The 17,146-nt window shown below is 44.0% G+C and carries 16 protein-coding genes and 1 tRNA gene; 9 read left to right on the top strand and 8 right to left on the bottom strand.

Annotation, left to right across the window (positions count from 1 at the left end):
* Together BR06_RS0117950 and BR06_RS0117945 are read left to right on the top strand one after the other, a co-directional pair.
* Window positions 1-297, top strand: a 297-nt coding sequence (locus BR06_RS0117950; protein WP_235727756.1) for an IS3 family transposase, incomplete at its 5' end; no start/stop codon positions are given.
* Between the two features lie 305 nt (window positions 298-602).
* On the top strand, window positions 603-941 hold the full coding sequence (locus BR06_RS0117945) for a hypothetical protein (protein ID WP_156952737.1): 339 nt from the start codon (window positions 603-605) through the stop codon (window positions 939-941).
* Window positions 942-997: 56 nt separating this feature from the next.
* On the opposite strand, the gene BR06_RS0117940 is transcribed toward BR06_RS0117945, so the two are convergent.
* The 5 genes from BR06_RS0117940 to BR06_RS0117915 form a co-directional block, all read right to left on the bottom strand.
* Window positions 998-1,528 carry a 4Fe-4S dicluster domain-containing protein gene (locus BR06_RS0117940; RefSeq protein ID WP_031485541.1) on the bottom strand — a complete coding sequence of 177 codons (531 nt, stop codon included), beginning with the start codon at window positions 1,526-1,528 and terminating at the stop codon, window positions 998-1,000.
* A gap of 1 nt (window position 1,529) precedes the next feature.
* Window positions 1,530-2,909, bottom strand: coding sequence for a [FeFe] hydrogenase, group A (locus tag BR06_RS0117935; RefSeq protein WP_031485539.1), 1,380 nt, complete (start codon window positions 2,907-2,909; stop codon window positions 1,530-1,532).
* Between the two features lie 10 nt (window positions 2,910-2,919).
* Window positions 2,920-3,504, bottom strand: coding sequence for a 4Fe-4S dicluster domain-containing protein (locus BR06_RS0117930; RefSeq protein WP_031485537.1), 585 nt, complete (start codon window positions 3,502-3,504; stop codon window positions 2,920-2,922).
* Between the two features lie 103 nt (window positions 3,505-3,607).
* A complete protein-coding gene (gene fdhF, locus BR06_RS0117925; RefSeq protein ID WP_084154249.1) occupies window positions 3,608-5,644 on the bottom strand; it encodes a formate dehydrogenase subunit alpha in 2,037 nt (678 codons plus the stop codon).
* A gap of 94 nt (window positions 5,645-5,738) precedes the next feature.
* A complete protein-coding gene (locus BR06_RS0117915; RefSeq protein WP_031485531.1) occupies window positions 5,739-5,918 on the bottom strand; it encodes a hypothetical protein in 180 nt (59 codons plus the stop codon).
* A gap of 204 nt (window positions 5,919-6,122) precedes the next feature.
* On the opposite strand from BR06_RS0117915, the gene BR06_RS0117910 reads away from it, so the two are divergent.
* Window positions 6,123-7,568: an alpha/beta hydrolase gene (locus BR06_RS0117910; RefSeq protein ID WP_051677191.1), complete on the top strand. Its 1,446-nt coding sequence runs from the start codon at window positions 6,123-6,125 to the stop codon at window positions 7,566-7,568.
* Here BR06_RS0117910 and BR06_RS0117905 read toward each other — a convergent pair.
* The gene (locus tag BR06_RS0117905) at window positions 7,558-9,531 is read right to left on the bottom strand and encodes an esterase/lipase family protein (protein ID WP_031485527.1); all 1,974 of its coding nucleotides are present in this window, start codon (window positions 9,529-9,531) and stop codon (window positions 7,558-7,560) included. The two genes, BR06_RS0117910 and BR06_RS0117905, sit on opposite strands and share 11 nt — an antisense overlap.
* Before the next feature lie 79 nt (window positions 9,532-9,610).
* Window positions 9,611-9,751: a hypothetical protein gene (locus BR06_RS20400; protein ID WP_156952736.1), complete on the bottom strand. Its 141-nt coding sequence runs from the start codon at window positions 9,749-9,751 to the stop codon at window positions 9,611-9,613.
* Window positions 9,752-9,803: 52 nt separating this feature from the next.
* Here BR06_RS20400 and BR06_RS0117900 point away from each other — a divergent pair, with 52 nt between their 5' ends.
* The 3 genes from BR06_RS0117900 (at window position 9,804) to BR06_RS0117890 (ending at window position 12,589) form a co-directional block, all read left to right on the top strand.
* On the top strand, window positions 9,804-10,811 hold the full coding sequence (locus BR06_RS0117900; protein WP_051677190.1) for a formylglycine-generating enzyme family protein: 1,008 nt from the start codon (window positions 9,804-9,806) through the stop codon (window positions 10,809-10,811).
* Between the two features lie 116 nt (window positions 10,812-10,927).
* Window positions 10,928-11,734 (top strand): polysaccharide deacetylase family protein, encoded by an 807-nt coding sequence (locus BR06_RS0117895; protein ID WP_211252490.1) that lies wholly within the window; start codon window positions 10,928-10,930, stop codon window positions 11,732-11,734.
* Window positions 11,735-11,989: 255 nt separating this feature from the next.
* Window positions 11,990-12,589, top strand: coding sequence for a hypothetical protein (locus BR06_RS0117890; RefSeq protein ID WP_031485521.1), 600 nt, complete (start codon window positions 11,990-11,992; stop codon window positions 12,587-12,589).
* A gap of 181 nt (window positions 12,590-12,770) precedes the next feature.
* On the opposite strand, the gene BR06_RS0117885 is transcribed toward BR06_RS0117890, so the two are convergent.
* Window positions 12,771-12,847 (bottom strand) — tRNA-Arg (locus BR06_RS0117885).
* Window positions 12,848-12,911: 64 nt separating this feature from the next.
* On the opposite strand from BR06_RS0117885, the gene BR06_RS0117880 reads away from it, so the two are divergent.
* The 3 genes from BR06_RS0117880 (at window position 12,912) to BR06_RS0117870 (ending at window position 17,012) form a co-directional block, all read left to right on the top strand.
* Window positions 12,912-14,123, top strand: a complete 1,212-nt coding sequence (locus tag BR06_RS0117880) for a bifunctional folylpolyglutamate synthase/dihydrofolate synthase (protein WP_031485519.1) — start codon at window positions 12,912-12,914, stop codon at window positions 14,121-14,123.
* Between the two features lie 85 nt (window positions 14,124-14,208).
* Window positions 14,209-15,615 (top strand): L-seryl-tRNA(Sec) selenium transferase, encoded by a 1,407-nt coding sequence (selA, locus tag BR06_RS0117875; protein ID WP_031485517.1) that lies wholly within the window; start codon window positions 14,209-14,211, stop codon window positions 15,613-15,615.
* Window positions 15,616-15,626: 11 nt separating this feature from the next.
* Window positions 15,627-17,012, top strand: coding sequence for an aminopeptidase (locus BR06_RS0117870; RefSeq protein ID WP_031485515.1), 1,386 nt, complete (start codon window positions 15,627-15,629; stop codon window positions 17,010-17,012).
* Window positions 17,013-17,146: the final 134 nt, after the last annotated feature.

Genomic DNA, 17,146 nt, shown 5'->3' with positions numbered 1-17,146 from the left:
GGGAGTCAATATACAAGCTTTTCTTTTTCATCGGCTCTTCGCAGATCCGGCTGTATAAGCAGTATGAGTCGTAGGGGAAACTGTTGGGACAATGCAGTAGCAGAGAATTTTTTCAGTAAACTGAAAAGGGAACGTGTTTATCGCACGACGTACAAAACTCGGGAACAAGCAAGGCAGGATATTTTTATCTACCTTGAGATCTTCTACAACAGGAAACGAAGACATGCCGGCATCGGTTATGTTTCACCAGAACAATTTGAGCAGGAATATTACCGTAAACAAAAACTAGCTGCCTAACCTAAAACGGACTGTCCGTTATTTATGTAGCATTTCAATATAAGCACCTTGAAAGTTCTCCGAAACTTTCATTTCCAATCTACTTCTATCCTCATCAACAAAATGAAAAAGGAGGGGATAAAGTTCTTTGGGATTTTTGCAAAACCGCTAAAAGTCATTATATAGAGTACAAACATCCTGTTGTATGTATTTTTGATTGTGATATTGTTAACATGAACAAGCAGCATGCTGGGAAGGATTATTTGAGCCACGGAAACAACGTGTTCTCGATGCTAATCCAAAAGCCAGAACATGTTGAATGTAAAATGTTTGCAATTGAACAAGTGTATCCGCTTCATGATATGATAAAAAAAGATGAATTTGGAAGAAGATTGTATATGAGTTCTGAATTCGATAAACACTCAATACATAACAAAAATAAAGATATTTGCTATAATGATAAAAAACCTGCGCAAGATAAAATACTAGACTCAGGTGTAATGCTAAGAAGGTCAGATGGAACTGAATACAACATAGCTCTTACAAAAAATGACTTTGCTATAGCAATTGCAAAAGCCACTCCACCTTTCAACAGTATAGATTATTCTGGTTTTATGCCGACTTTTGAACGGATTAAAAAAATATATCAAAAAGAATGTGCGTAATCTTACAGCGTTTACTAAAACCTCCGTTACCTTATCCGTATTAACTAACCACACCTTCACTCCATACCCCGAACAACCCTCTCCCGCCGACCCCGAACAACATCCCGAATCACATCACCATCAATAAGCGTAAATGCCTTAGCCGGACATATCTCTATACACGCCGGACCTTCCACTCGCTCACTACATAGCTCGCATTTGCTGGCGTAAAATTCAGGTATATCAGTATCACTCTCAGCGCGTGGCAATATTCTATCAAGCGGCAAAATATCTACTGCTCCTATTGGGCAGGCTAGGATGCACATTTTACATCCTATACAATTCTCTTTGCGAATATGAACTACCCCGTTTGAATAGATGATTCCTTCCGCTGGGCAAGCCTTGGCGCATGGTGCGTCTTCGCATTGGCGGCATTGGATAGGGATAGTTATTTCGGAGGTCGCTATCAAGTTTACGCGCGAATTAAATGGCGCGCGCAGTCTTGCCGCTTCGGGAATAGATAGCTCCGTGTTTGCTCTGGCACACGCAATTTCACACGCGCCGCACCCTATGCATTTGCGTGGATCAGCTATTACGAAGGACTTCATTTTAGATGTCCCGCTTTGTATACGTGGTGTGTAGTAGCTTGTGGGAAGTGTGGCCTAGCGGCTCGCCTAGAAAATCGGCATATGCTTTTTGTACATCAGGATTTTCGTGCGACTTGCGGATTTTAGAATCCTTGTCGTGCGAATATATGGACTTACGTCTGCACATGTACACTTCATCCCGTTCGGTAGGGAGCAGTACTTTGGGCTGACCTCCGCCGCTGATACAACCAGACGGGCAGCACATGACTTCTACGAAATCCACATCCGCTTCTCCTGCGCGCACTTTTTCTAAAAGCGGAGCTACGTACTTAAGTCCTGCAACTACCGCTACTTTGAACGTTTTATCTTCTATGGTGATGAACGCAGTTCTGGTTCCCTCTCCGCCGCGCACAAATAGAAGATCTGTGTCGGGAACAGGCTCACCCGAAACTAGTTCGTAGGCAGTGCGAAGCGCGGCTTCCATTACGCCGCCCGTGACCCCGAAAATGTTTCCGGCTCCTGTATATGTCCCTAGTGGTCTGTCGAAATCTTCGTCCGGCAGTGATGTAAAATCTATTCCTGCTTCGCGGATAAGGTATGCCAGTTCGCGGGTAGTAATAACGGCATCCACATCTCGGTAACCATCCATACTCATTTCCGGCCTCGCGCTTTCATACTTTTTACAAGTGCAGGGCATAACGGCCACGCTGTAAATTTCTTCTCGCGCTTTGCCGTCAATATCTGCGCCGTAAGTTTTAAAAAGTGCACCCGACATTTGCTGTGGTGATTTACAGCTCGAGAGGTGCGGGAGCAGATCCGAGTAATGCTGTTCCATGAAACGCACCCACGCAGGACAGCAGGAGGTGAACATGGGAAGCGTTGCGTCAGTGCTGATGCGCGCTAGTAGTTCGTGTCCTTCTTCCATTATGGTAAGGTCCGCAGCAAAGTTTGTATCATATACTCTGCTGAAGCCTATTCTGCGAAGGGCTGCGGCCATTTTTCCGGGTGTGAGGCTTCCGGCTGGCATTCCAAAATCTTCGCCAATGGCAACGCGTACCGACGGCGCGCATTGGACCATGGAAAACTTGTCCGTTTTTAGCGCTGCCGCAACTTCCAAAGCGTCGCCCGCACAGTAGGCAGCAAATAGCGGTTCTGTTGTGGATTCGAACATTCCGCGTTCGCGAAGTTTATCTGCGCGCGGTGTTTCGGGCTCATCTAATACTGAGCTGTAGCCGCTGCATGTCTGAACGCATTGCCCGCAAAAAACGCAACGGGAGGATTCAACTCTATGCGGTTCACCTTTTTTGCCAAAAATTGCATTTACGGGACATACGTCTTTGCACCGTTCGCAGCCTGTGCATAATTCGGGGTCAATTTTGATGAGTTCTCTTACTTTTGTCATTAAACTAACCTCAGGAGAAATTTTGTGAAGTATTTAAAAAGCTCATAGCAGCTTTAATGTTGCGGTCCCGTTTCATGCGGGCAGGGTCGATTAAACTTAGGGCTTTTTCGGGACATATTTCAACGCACGCAGGACCTTTCGCGCGGTCCGTGCAGAGGTCGCATTTTCCGGCAAAAAGCATAGGAGCTTCGTCAACCGATGATTCGTTTTCCTCACATAAAACTGGCTGCATAATGGGCTTACCGTTTTCATATACAGGAAGCAGCTCTATGGCTCCGAATGGACAGGCCAGCATGCAGGTTTTACATCCCACGCAAAGTTTCTTTTCAACGATAATAGCACCGTTCTTGCGGCTGATGGCAGAAACAGGGCAGCAGTTGGCGCAGGGGGCGTCTTCACAGTGGCGGCATTGCACGGGTACTGTGATTTCAGGAGTCTGCACAACGTATAGGCGCGGCAAAATAGGGCTGGTTAGCGCTCCGACTGTAAATGCCGTGCTTTCAGAATGCGCCTGAGAGCAAGCTATTTCGCAAAGCTTGCACCCTATGCATTTCTCTGAATCTGCTGCAATAAAATTACTAAGTGAAGAAGACATATATTCCTCTAGGTTTTAATTCTGATGCCAAAATATTATTAAATGATACTAGTAGGTACCGTTTTATTTACTAACTATTTTCCATTTACTTACGATTTTCTATTTAATCCGAGCGAATTTTCGCTGCGCAAACTTTAAACTCCGGCGTACCTGTTATAGGGTCCGCGGCACTGTTGGTGAGTATATTTCCGGGACTTTCGCTGAAATGGAAGGTTGTGAAAATCAACCCTTCAGGAACTCTGTCTGTAATTTGCGCCCGCGCCCGAAGTTCACCCCTTCGTGATGTAACAACGATATAGCCGCCATCTTTAATATGATAAGAGTCCGCATCCGCCGGATTAACTTCTACCATCTCCTCGGGCCTTGCTCCGTCCAGTCCCCAACAGCGGCGGCTCATTGTGCCTGTGTGGTAGTGGGTGGTGATTCGGCCCGTGGTAAGGATTAGCGGATAATTTTCGTCCGTCATTTCGGCTGGATCTCTATATTCAGCAGCTAGAAAAGCCCCCTTGCCGCGCACGAATTGATCAACATGCAGAATCGGAGTTCCTTGGTGATCCTCAGAGGGGCAGGGCCATTGCAAATGTTCAGTTTCAAGCCGCGAATATGTAATTCCGCTATAGCTCGGAGTTAGCGAACGAATTTCGTCAAAAATATCTTCGGGTGATGAATACTCTTTGCTAATTCCCATACGGTTCAGAAGCTCAGCTAAAATTTGCCAGTCGGGTCTGCTGTTTCCTATGGGGTCGATGGCCTTACGCACCAATTGGACACGCCTTTCGGTTGATGAGAAAGTTCCGTCTTTTTCCGCAAAGCTGGCTCCCGGTAAAACTACATCAGCAAGCTCTGCTGTTTCGGTAAGAAAAATATCCTGTACGACCAGAAAGTCTATAGCTTCAAGGCAATGTTTAACGTGATTGATATCAGGATCGCTACGCATGGGATTTTCGCCGAAAACAAACAACCCTTTAATGCTGCCCTGTTCAATTCCATCTAAAACTTCGGGTATTTTAAGCCCTGTTTTATCCGAAAGGTTAACGTTCCAAACTTTGCTGAATTTATCACGCACTTCAGGCAAATTTAACTTTTGATAGCCCGTCATAACATCCGGCAATGTGCCCATATCGCAGGAACCTTGAACATTATTTTGGCCGCGAAGGGGATTAACGCCCGTGAGAGGTTTTCCCATGTTACCAGTAAGCATTGCAATGTTTGCAACGCTGCGTACATTATCCACACCGGAGGTATGTTGCGTGATACCCATTGTGTAATAGGTGGCGGTGGTTTTTGATGATCCTATAATGCGGGCAGCTTCATAAATTTTTTGCGCAGGTACTGTGGTGATCGTTTCCGCAAATTCCGGAGTGTAGCGAGCTACAAGGTCGCGGGCCGCTTCGTACCCTTCAGTACGTGTAGATATGAAATTTTCGTCAGTCAGGCCTTCGCGAATCAGAACGTTTGCGATGCTATTCAGCAGCGCTACATCTGTTCCCGGCTTAAGCTGTAACCACACATCCGCATGTTGCGCTAGTGTTATTGCCCGTGGATCAGCTATAACTAATTTTGTGCCGCGCTGGGCCGCTTCCATCATGCGCATACCGATAATAGGATGGCACTCTGTGGTGTTGCTTCCTATTGTGAAAATTGCGTTTCCAGTTCCCATTAAATCAAGTTCGTTTATGGAATTAGACATTGACCCGCTTCCGAATGCTGCAGCCAGACCGGCTACGGTTGGGGCGTGTCAGAGCCGCGCGCAGTGGTCGATATTATTAGTACCGATAGCTGCGCGCATATATTTTTGCATGAGATAATTTTCTTCGTTGGTACAACGGGCAGAACTGAACCCGGCAATTGAATCAGAGCCGAAATTTTGTATGTGAGATTTGAAACGATTAGTAATGAGCGAGAGAGCTTCGTCCCAGCCAGCTTCAACGAGTACGCCGTTCTTGCGGATAAGAGGGGAGGTCAAGCGGTCTGAGTGGTTTACAAAGTCAAAACCAAAATGCCCTTTGGCGCATAAACTTCCATTGTTAACGGATTTGCCAGTGGCGGGAGATGCGCTGATTAGCTGTCCATCTTCAATATGAAGGTATAAATTGCAACCGGTCCCGCAGTAGGGACAAGTTGTGAGGACTTTATTCATAATTATATGTCTGTTGTGTGCGTTATGCTATATTATATGATGTATTTAATCTGGGCGAATGATAGTTGGGAGATTTGGGGGTGGCAAGAGGTTTTTACTTGTCTACGGTGCTTATTTCAGTAGCGTTAAGCAGCGGGGCAAACATATTGGTATCTTCATTCATACGATTGTAAGTATAAAGAGCGACGGCAAGTAAAGTCGGGACAATGATTGTCCAGAAAATAGTATTTTTATCAATATGTGGTTTGTTAGGTTCTGGTTTGGATTCTGGCATGGTATTTCCTTTTTGTTGGCATTCTATATTATTTAACGTGAATATTTTCAAAAGTTGCTCTTGTTAATAAGAGGTCAAAAGAAAGCCGTCAATTGATTTTAAATTTGAGAAAAGTGGACGCTCTTTTGTTTTCAAGTTATGTAAAGGGCCTGTGTAATGCAAAATTATGCTTATTAATTGCTCGCTGTCTAAAAGGATTACCACATGTCTTTCTTCTGGAAATATTTAGTAAAAATTTGCAAATTAGGACTGTATTTTTTAGTCAGCGCACTCATAATAGTCGTTGTTGGTGGTATATTATATCTCAATAATCAGCCTGATCTTGATGTCTGGCATAAGATTAAATTTGAATCTATTTTTACCGCTGATTCAGGTGTAACAAACTTTGAGCAATACATGGCTTTAGAGGATAAGCTCTTTCGTGAATTAGATAATAAAATTGTTAAGCATATTTCACCAAACGAAAAACAGTCCATTAGTCGATTCAGGCCCGGCAGTATGTCTGACCCGAACCTTATTTCTCCCAATTGGAACCGTTCGTTTGAGCTAAAGAATGCTGATCCGAAGTGCGGTGTATTACTGCTGCACGGAATGTCGGATTCGCCGTACAGTTTGCGGAACATTGGTGAAGCACTTAACAAAAAGGGTGCTTATGTTGTGGGGCTCCGTCTTCCAGGTCATGGGGTGGCACCATCGGGCCTGCTATCTATAACATGGCAGGATATGGCGGCGGCAGTTGATATAGGCATGCAGTATTTGCAGAGTGTGGCTAAAGGAAAGCCTCTGTATATTGTTGGATACTCTAATGGCGGCGCGCTGGGCGTAAACTATGCTTTTGACACTTTGAAAGAGCCTTCATTACCTAAGCTCTCAGGACTGGTTCTAATATCGCCAGCAATGGGCGTGACTCCTTTTGCCGTAATGGCAAAATGGCAGGCGGCACTTGGTGAATTGATGGGCCTTGAGAAACTTGCGTGGAGTTCTGTTAAGCCTGAATATGACCCATATAAATATTCTTCATTTGCTGTGAATGCCGGAGCGCAAACACATGCATTGACGATGGTATTGCTGGAAAAGAGGCGCGCGCGCAAGGCTGATGGAACTTTTAAGGACTTCCCACCAGTATTAGCATTTCAATCAATTGTAGATACAACGGTTTCAACTCGCGATCTTGTGCACGAGCTGTTTCTACATTTGCCCGACAATGATCATGATCTGGTTTTATTTGATATAAATAGAGATGCAGAGGGCAGCCAGCTTTTAAATAGCCCATCTATTGAGTATTTGGAGGTGCTTAGAGATGAACAACTGCCTTTTTCTTTAAGCATTATTACTAACAAACGCTCTAACGGTGAAGAAGTAAGTCTTTTTAGGAAATATCCTGATGGCAGAATAAGTGAAACGACGGATATTTCCATGTCATGGCCATTTGGTATTCATTCACTGTCTCATATCTCATTGCCGTTCCCTGAAACTGATCCTGTCTATGGAAGGCTTGGTGATCCGAATAGCCCCTCTATACATCTAGGACGCCTCGAGATGCGTGGAGAGTCTGGAGTAATGCGTATATCTCCTAGTGATATGCTTCGATTGCGCTCAAATCCTTTCTATCCATATCTGGAAGAGCGCATCATAGAATTTATTCAGTGATAATCAGTTCCGCATCATTCTCTTTAAGATGCTCATGAAGGATGCGGATAACTTCGATTACACCTGCTTGGGTGTTATGGGCGCCGTGCTCAGATTTTATAATCAGTTCTGAGCTAGCTCCTTCAATATGAGAGCTGGTGTATTCAACGACAGAGTCAGTTCCATTTGTTTTGCCTGCCTCCTCAATATCTCCAATTATTGAATGCCAAGTAACATTCTCTGATATAGGTAATTTAGATGATGTTTTAATAGCCTGATGTTCTGGGGATAGGTTATCAATTCCTGTAGAGCTTGTTTTTACTGCTATTTTCGCTTTTTCTTCTTTAGACACATTCTTTCCAACACTGTTAAATATTTCCGAAGATGATTTGAGTAACTTGGCCGGTAGGTTTACGAGGCCAGAAAAGAACTTGGCAAATGGATTAACAGCCCAGTCTGAACCTCTGTGTGGAGTTGCTATAAATACGACTCTTTCGACATATGGAAGCGGCTTGAAGAAAGCAATGTTGTTGACAAGATCTTGAGTCTCTTTTGGTAAATTCATTTTATCTGGATGAATGGGGAGAGCTCCTTTCCATACTTCATCTCCGCTAGGAGTTACCATCAGTTTTGAAAGTATCCCCCCCATGCTGTGACCTACTAGAACCATGCTATTGAAATTTGGATTTAGACCCTTGGGATCATAAGTGTTGCGCATATTGTTTAAGGAGTCTCTAAGTAATGAAGCTGAATAGAATAGCGGATTACCAGTAGGGTACATGAACACCCAAATTTGATAGCGGTCTCGAATTACAACATCTCCCAAAAGGGAGTTTAGCATTCGAACCCATGTCTGCGGTGAAGACATTAATCCATGTACGAAAACCAGTGGTATTTTATCCTTGCGATATGGTCCCATTGTATAAAGTCCCTGTAGTTTTGACCAAGATTCAATATCGAACAATCCTGTAATGCCACTCGGAAGCGGGAATTTGCCTACAGAGTATGCCAGAGGAGTAGTAAGATCCGCGGCTAATGGTATTTTGTGTCCATGAATATTTAAGCTATTTGTTTCTAGTGGGTCATAAATTTCAAGGCTTGCGTTTATCTCTGACGTATTAGGACCGCCTCGCGGAAAATTTTCTAGTCGAACAAAAAATGATGCAGCTATTACCTGTCTGACTCGTCCAGTAGGCTGTTTAGCTAAAACTTCCTGACTATTGGTGACTTTTGTAGTGCTTACCTCGCGCTCGACGATAACAGGTAGACCGAGACCAGATTTCTCAACATGCTCGTGCATACCTGTGACTTTGAATTCAGAGGTAACGTGAAAGGAATCAAATATATACGCACTTGCTGGAAAATCTGTGTTTTTTACAGATAGTTTAATTGTGCCGCGAATAAGCGGAATTTGCATATTAGGAATTACATTCTTCAGACGATCTCGTATATCTAGGGCTGATTTCATTAACGCCTGATTATACATGCGTGTTGCCCAGTAATTATGAGGCTGAAGAGGGTCCAAGGCTGGTATTGCTTGCTCATCAAAAAGGTAAGAATAAGAATATACTACGCAGGAATTTAGATATTTAGCCCGAGTTTCATCTGTTATACGTTTTTGCTTGGATTTTAAAAAACACATTTCAGCTAAAAAATATAAAATGTCACGGCTTCTTTTATTTAAGCTGCGAGTGAATAGTAATTTGTCGAGATTAATTATGGCCTGCTCAGGATCTATTCTCCATAATTTGTACAGGCTGTTGTATTGCAAAAACCTTATAGCTTCTTTTGATAAGGACTCAGAATTCACCGCATTCGCGTTGAGCTGCGTAAGCTGCCTTTCCGGCTTAATAGCTTTTACACCTGTTTTTATAGCGCAGCCTGTGGTGGAAAGAATGATTAATAATAATACAAATGAAATTAAAGACTTAACGGGTGAGTCGTTTGTGGGGTGTAGCCTTGATGTGGATAAGAGGCAATACATGCAAGATCCTTACAGTTAAAGTAATCTTTTAGGGCAAGCGAGCTTCTTTATATATTAAATTGATTGAGATATCTATTGATTACAATTTGCATGTTGATGATCTTCTTAAATTCTTCGCGAATCCTATAACGATTGCATCGGTGTCGGAGTCTTCCATATGGTAGCGGATGTCCTCGGCATTTTCAGTCTTGATGGCGTAAGTGCCTTGTAGAATAATCATGACTCTGATAATTTGATATATGAGTTGTAAACCATTTTATATTGGGGACGTGATGATTTTAAATACCAAAACTTGTGTCTGGGAAAAGCTAATCTTGGGCATATTATTGTCTGTGTTTGCAGTCGGGTGTCAGACATCTCAGGCTCAGAAAACGGCACAAAGAGACGGTGAAAACAAGATTGAATCTGCTACAGCCATGGAACTCGTTTGGATTCCGGGTGGATGCTATCAAATGGGGCAGACTGAAAGTGAGAAGGCGTGGCTTGTTAAGGAGGAGGGGCAGGGTACCTATGATAAGTCTTTCAGCAATGAACTTCCGCGCCACGAGGTCTGTGTGGATGGTTTCTGGATGGGCAAATATGAGGTAACCCGTGAGCAGTTTCAGAAATTCATCCAGGCTACTGGCTATCAAACTGATGCAGAAACGGATGGCTGGTCTTGGAAGTGGAATAATGATCAGAAAAAAACGGTTAAAACCGATGGCGTACATTGGAATAGAGAATATTCTGGTCGGCAGGGATCTCATCCCGTGACCTATGTTTCCTGGAATGATGCCAACGCGTTTGCGAAGTGGTTATCACAAAAGGATGGAGTAACTTACAGGTTGCCCACAGAGGCAGAGTGGGAGTACGCGGCTCGGGGTGGAACACAAACTATGCGTTTTTGGGGCGATGATGAAGAAAATGCCTGCGAATATGCCAATTTGAATGATCAGGACTCTAAAGCGGTGCATACGTTTTCCTGGAGACATTTCATCTGTAGTGACGGATATGCCTTACACGCTCCCGTCGGTTCATACAAACAGAATCCCTTCGGTCTGCATGATATGCTTGGAAACGTTTGGGAGTGGTGCCAGGATGGATATGATCCCAAAGCTTATTCCAGCAATGGCAGAGACAATCCTTTTGTAAAAGATGGTGCCAAACGCGTCATTCGCGGCGGTAGTTGGAGTTACAAGGCCAGTTTTTTACGGTCTGCCTATCGAGGCAAAGATACCCCTGAATTCCGTCGTTCAAACCTTGGTTTCCGCATAGTCAAACCGATGATTACCAATCAATAACATTCCATTAAGGAGCACCCATGCCGACAAAACTACCCTCCTGGACTGAACGCGACATGAAGGGCTACGGCCCAAATCCGCCCGATCCACATTGGCCAGGGGGAGCATGTGTCGCAGTGTCGGTGGTTCTTAACGTTGAGGCCGGAGCGGAACTTTCTCTGGCTCAAGGAGATGAAGCGAACGAAGCTGTCTACGAAATTATTGAGCCGGTGAGTGGGGTACCAAACCCATGCTTGGCATCTCATTTCGACTATGGCCCTCGCGCGGGCTATTGGCGAATTGTCCGCTTGTTAGAGCGTTTCGGAATCCCCTGTACTATTAGTGCCTGCGGTCGGACCCTCGACCAAGCCCCATGGCTGGCACAAGACATGGCTGAACGTGGCTATGAGGTGGCTTGCCACAGCTATAGGTGGGAGGGACATGCGAATATGGCTGAGGACCATGAACGGGAAATTATCGCTCGTTCAGTTCGAGCTGTTGAGGAAACAACTGGTGCTCGCCCGCTCGGGTGGCACACGAAGGGAGCTGCTTCGCCTAACACACGGCGGTTGCTGGTTGAAGCAGGTTTTGAATACGATTCTGACGCATACAATGACGACTTACCCTTCATGCAAGATGTCGAAGGCAAATCGCATGTGGTCATTCCATACTCGTTTATAACCAACGATATGCGCTTTATGCCTATAGGCAATTTTGTACATGGTGATGATTTTGCCCGTGCAACAATTGATAGCTTCGATGTGCTACGACGCGAAGGGGGGCGCATGATGTCGATTGGAGTACATCCGCGCTTGCTAGGTCATCCCAGCAGAATTATTGGTCTGGAACGTTTTTTTGAACATGCTGTTGCAACAGGAGAAGCATGGTTCGCTAAGCGGATTGATATTGCTCGCCATTGGCGACAACGCGCACAAGAATTCTAACTATTTATGGAAAAATTCGTATCGGAAATCACTCCACACACGATTGCGCCGGTACGGGAATATTACATTTGTATCGACATGTTCTCCAACAGTGTTGTCAACAGCCGTTAATCAATTTGATGAGAAGTTATTTTTGTTTGTATATTCTGTGAAGAATATCCTACGTGGGTCTATTGTTATGAATATCAGGGTATGGAGATTGCATGAATTTTGACCTGTAATAATTACGGAAATAAATTCCTACAGGAGGCAAAAATGATAATCTCTAATAACTATTCAGGGCAACCTGAGCAGGTTGCTTCTTCGTCAGTACCCAAGCAAAAAGCAACAGGAAACTCAGTAAATGGGTTTGAGAGTGTAATGGATAATGCAAGAAGCATAGGTGCTAGCCGAATGGAGAGCTCTGTAAATTCAGATGATCAACTCCCGCTTGAAGCCTTCGCATTGCCTTCATGGTATGAATCTTATCTACCGGAAGCTACAAATTTAACTACTGAGTTAAATCATGATTATTTTGAATTACGTAATGAGTTAACAAAGGATAATATTCTTTCCGATGACGAAAGAGGTCAGTTAAAAAATTACCTTGATAATGATCCGTTTCATCAAGCTCAAATAGAAAAGAGAGAGTTTAGAGCTGAATACCAAGACGAAATTAGTGAATACGGTGAAACTTTAAACACTTATTTTAAAGAAGCACTTGAAGAAAATGGTGTGAATTCACATCGTGAGTATTATGAGAATGTTTTACTTGATAAGGAAAATTCTGATAAAATACATCAATCCATGCAAAGCCGTATTGAGTCTAATCCGAGAGTCTTAGAATTGATGGAAATATTGGGCACTACTTTGTAATGTTTTTTACTTTTGGATTTGACTATCCCTCTCAATAAATGCGAATTACTTCAGACTTGTTCCGCAATTGCAATCGAAAATTGTGGAACTTTTTAGTTTGCTAGAAAAATGTTCGTCCTGACTTAATATTGGACGCAAAAAAAGGCTTACAACGTTTAAGTCGTAAGCCTTTGTAATGACATGGTGCGGCAGGAAGGATTCGAACCCTCGGCCAATGGCTTAGAAGGCCATTGCTCTATCCAACTGAGCTACTGCCGCTCAAGAGAAGATCCTTTTAAGTAACGTTTGCGCTGCGGTCAAGTAAAAAATCAATGGTGACACCTTGAAATTTAATAATTTTTCAGTATTTAGCGACTATTTGGATGAACTTGGGCTTTTTCATATGGATTTAAGCTTAGATAGAATGATAGAATTCGTAGACAAATGGGGGGCTAAGGGTGACTTTCCTATTATCCATGTTGTCGGAACTAACGGAAAAGGGTCAACTTCAACTTATTTAACTTATATATCCATCGAATCACAATTAAAGGTCGGAACCTTCACTTCTCCGCATTTTATCAGTCCGCGTGAACGGATAACAATTGATGGTAATATGCTATCTGAGGATGAATGGTGCCGTATTGCAAATATGGTGATGAGCATTGCGCCTGATGTCGGGTTGACCTACTTTGAACTGCTTACGTGTATGGCATTAGTGGCGTTTAAAGAGCATGGCGTAGATCTCGCTGTGATGGAAGCAGGGCTCGGCGGACGTTATGATGCTACGAACACCATGGATCCTGATTTGACCGTATTCACGCCAATCGGGCTGGATCACGAAAAAATACTCGGTGGTACTATTGAGCTGATTGCGGCAGATAAGGCTGATGCAATGAAAGATGGTGGTATAGCCATTACATCAATACAGACTGATGCAGCGATGAATATTCTTGAAGCACGAGCAGATCAACTCGGTGTTAATTTGCACCATGCTGATAAGTTGCCACAAATTGCGAGCTTGTCTCCGTCCCTATCGGGTCTACATCAAAAGCAAAATGCTCATTTAGCAGTATGTGCATGGAGGCTCTTTTGTAATAGTAGGGGAGTTGAGTTTAACGAAGCGTATGTACGCGCAGGCGTGAAAAAGGCATTCATAGCAGGTAGATTGCAAACCGTTCAGGCGGATCGCACATATATTCTTGACGGTGCGCACAATATTCATGCATTCGAAGCTCTTGAGACAGAATTGCAACGGGCGGAAATAGTGCCGGATGCGATCATCTTTTCATGTATGAAGGATAAAAACATCGAGCCTGTAAAAGATATTTTGTTTAAACTAACACAAGGTCCGATCATTGCTTGCGGTATTCCTGAAAATGAAAGAGCCTGTCCGCAGGATGAGCTTGCCCAGCGACTTGGATCACGGGTTTTAGCTGCACGGTCGCTTGATGAAGCATTATCATTGCTACCTTCCGGTGACGGGCCGATACTAGTTTGCGGCTCCTTGTATTTACTCGCAGCTTTTTATACAAAGTATCCACACTTTTTAAAATAAAAGTCTTCGCTACTGGCCTAACCCGCAACTTAACGCATTAGAAAACTCTCGTACCAATGGCGGTACAAAGTTTTGGGAGTAATAATTGTCTAATCTTTTCAAATTTCTGCCATCTGTTGACTTAGTACTGACTAAGCTTGAGAGTGATGATTCGCTGACCGATGTACCCCGTACGCTTACGCGTGACTTGGTTAATGGCTTTCTTGATGTATGTCGCGAAGAAATTAAGGCTGGCATCATTACCGCTGAGGACCAACTTTCACTTGATTCACTCTATCCACGTTTGACTTGCCATGTGCGTGCTGGCGCGCGTCCTCATTTTCGCAGGGTACTTAATGGCACTGGCGTTGTGGTTCATACCAACCTTGGACGTTCGCTCCTTGCCGATACAGCTGTTAAAGCCGTGACTGAAGCCTGTGCGACATATTCCAATCTTGAGTTTGATCTTAGCACTGGTGAACGTGGTAGCCGCTACAGCCATGTTGAAAAAATCATATGCGATATAACCGGCGCGGAAGCTGCGCTTGTTGTGAATAATAATGCTTCGGCTGTTCTGATAATTCTCGAGACCCTTGCCGCGGGCCGTGAAGCAGTTGTTTCGCGTGGTCAGTTGGTAGAGATTGGTGGTTCGTTTCGTATACCGGACGTTATGACCAAGAGTGGTGCTATTCTGCATGAAGTGGGAGCGACTAATAGAACTCATCCTCACGACTATGAAGCTGCGATTAATGAGAATACCGCGCTGCTCATGAAAGTGCATACATCGAATTTCAGGATAATCGGCTTTACTAAGGAAGTTACAGGCGCGGAACTGGTTGAGATTGGTACTAAACATGATCTTCCTGTATACGAAGACCTCGGTAGCGGTAATCTTAGCAATTTTTCCGGTTTAGGCTTAATGCGTGAACCGACTGTTCAGGAAGTGGTATCCGAAGGCGTGGATGTTGTCTCATTCTCAGGTGACAAAGTGCTCGGTGGCCCGCAGGCTGGAATCATTGTCGGTAAAAAGAAGTATATCGACATGATTAAGAAGAACCCGCTAAACAGAGTTCTTCGCATTGATAAAATGACACTTGCGGCACTTGAAGCTACAATGCGGCTTTATCTTGATCCTGAAACAGCCATGGCGCAAGTTCCCACTTTAAAGATGATAATGGAAAAGCCTGAATCTTTGAAACTTAGAGCGCAATCTTTGTCGCGTGTTTTAGGCAGAGTTGTGGGAGATGATATTACGTGTTCCGTCCGTGAAGGAGTTTCCAGAGTCGGCGGTGGGGCTTTCCCTGAGCAGGATTTAAAAACTTTTCTCGTAACTGTAGTTCCAACTGGTGATATGTCAGTGCCGGAACTAAAAGAACGACTGTTGTCATCAGACTATCCGCTGGTCGGGCGTATAGAAGATGATGCCTTTTGCCTAGACCCACGAACACTTACACAGACTGAATATCATATGGTGGCTGACTCAATTTTACAGGCCCTTAATCTTTCTAATTAACAGGATTCAAAATGAATAAATTGCTTGAACATAAAACAAAAAGTTGCTGGGAATTATATCAGGGCGAAGAAGAGCAGAAAGAGATGGATGATCTCGCCGCGCGTTACATAGATTTTCTAACTCGCTGCAAAACTGAGCGCGAAACAATAAAATACGTAGAAGAGGCTCTAATAGAAGCCGGATTCGACGACTACATCGGTTCAGATAACTGTTTCCGCTCTTTCAGAGACAAAACAATTTTCATTGCACGCAAAGGTAAGAAAAGCCTTTCAGAGGGATTCAGACTAGTAGGAGCGCACGCAGATACACCTCGTCTAGATCTTAAACAGCACCCGCTATATGAAGATCTCGGGCTAGGTATGGCTAAGACTCACTACTACGGTGGTATCAGAAAATATCAGTGGCTCGCACGTCCTCTTTCACTTCACGGTGTAGTTGTTAAAACTGATGGCGAAAAAGTAAACATCGTAATAGGTGAAGATCCCAATGATCCAGTATTCACAATTTTAGATCTATTGCCGCATCTTGCTCAGAAACATGCAAATAAAAAGGTCAGCGATGCATTTGAAGGTGAAAAGTTGAATATCCTTATGGGGCATTCTCTTTCCTTTACTAAAGACGACGAAGATGGTGACGACAAAGCCAAGCCATCCGTCAAACGCAAACTCCTAGAAATCTTCAACGAAAAGTACGATATAGTAGAAGAAGACTTCTTCAGCTCCGAAATGCACATAGTGCCAGCCGGACCAGCACGCTACGTAGGGCTAGATAAGTCCATGGTAGGTGGCTACGGACAGGATGACCGTTCATGCGTATTCCTCGCACTGGAAGCATTCCTCCGCGAGCCAGAGCCAGAGCATGCTCAGATTGTACTTTTCTACGACAAAGAAGAAGTTGGCTCCGATGGTTCAACTGGAGCAAAATCACTTTTCTTCGAATACTGTCTGGAAGATCTTATCGAAGCATGGGTGCCGGGTATGAAGATGTCGCGCATAATGATGATGGGTAAGGCTCTTTCCACTGACGTACATGCCGCTATAGATCCAGATTATCAGGATGTGCACGAAAAACTAAACTCAGCATATCTCGGTTACGGGCCATGTTTCTGTAAATTCACAGGGCACAGAGGCAAAGTAGCCGCAAACGATGCTCATCCTGAATTTGTAGCTTGGCTACGCAATATTTTAGGTGAAGCAGAAGTGCCATGGCAGATGGCGGAACTAGGCAAAGTAGACGAAGGTGGCGGTGGAACTGTCGCAAAGTACCTCGCACTTTACGGAATGGACGTAATAGATTTCGGGCCGCCTGTATTATCAATGCACAGCCCATTCGAACTAACAAGCAAAGTAGACTTGTATGCAACTTCATTAGCTTTTAGAACTTTCTTGAAAAGCTAAAGACAAAGATGCCTCCGGCGGCTTAAACCCCTTTTTGAAAAAAGGGGTTTAAGAATCCCCAAAAACTTTTAGTTAGAAGAAGGGTTGGGTTGGGGGAGGCTTCTTGTTGAATAAAGTGTTTAATCGTTAAAAGG

It is taken from the genome of Maridesulfovibrio frigidus DSM 17176 (assembly GCF_000711735.1).
In the GTDB taxonomy this organism is placed as follows: Bacteria; Desulfobacterota; Desulfovibrionia; order Desulfovibrionales; family Desulfovibrionaceae; genus Maridesulfovibrio; species Maridesulfovibrio frigidus.
Note: the sequence above shows the minus strand (reverse complement) of the source record. Positions and strands in the feature narration are given on the sequence as shown.

Coding starts and splice junctions, on each gene's coding strand:
- BR06_RS0117935 (WP_031485539.1), bottom strand. CDS start 2,909: ATGACAAAAGTAAGAGAACTCATCAAAATTGACCCCGAATTATGCACA.
- BR06_RS0117930 (WP_031485537.1), bottom strand. CDS start 3,504: ATGTCTTCTTCACTTAGTAATTTTATTGCAGCAGATTCAGAGAAATGC.
- BR06_RS0117900 (WP_051677190.1), top strand. CDS start 9,804: ATGATTTTAAATACCAAAACTTGTGTCTGGGAAAAGCTAATCTTGGGC.
- BR06_RS0117905 (WP_031485527.1), bottom strand. CDS start 9,531: ATGTATTGCCTCTTATCCACATCAAGGCTACACCCCACAAACGACTCA.
- BR06_RS0117940 (WP_031485541.1), bottom strand. CDS start 1,528: ATGAAGTCCTTCGTAATAGCTGATCCACGCAAATGCATAGGGTGCGGC.
- BR06_RS20400 (WP_156952736.1), bottom strand. CDS start 9,751: ATGATTATTCTACAAGGCACTTACGCCATCAAGACTGAAAATGCCGAG.
- BR06_RS0117890 (WP_031485521.1), top strand. CDS start 11,990: ATGATAATCTCTAATAACTATTCAGGGCAACCTGAGCAGGTTGCTTCT.
- BR06_RS0117910 (WP_051677191.1), top strand. CDS start 6,123: ATGTCTTTCTTCTGGAAATATTTAGTAAAAATTTGCAAATTAGGACTG.
- BR06_RS0117915 (WP_031485531.1), bottom strand. CDS start 5,918: ATGCCAGAATCCAAACCAGAACCTAACAAACCACATATTGATAAAAAT.
- BR06_RS0117945 (WP_156952737.1), top strand. CDS start 603: ATGTTTGCAATTGAACAAGTGTATCCGCTTCATGATATGATAAAAAAA.
- BR06_RS0117870 (WP_031485515.1), top strand. CDS start 15,627: ATGAATAAATTGCTTGAACATAAAACAAAAAGTTGCTGGGAATTATAT.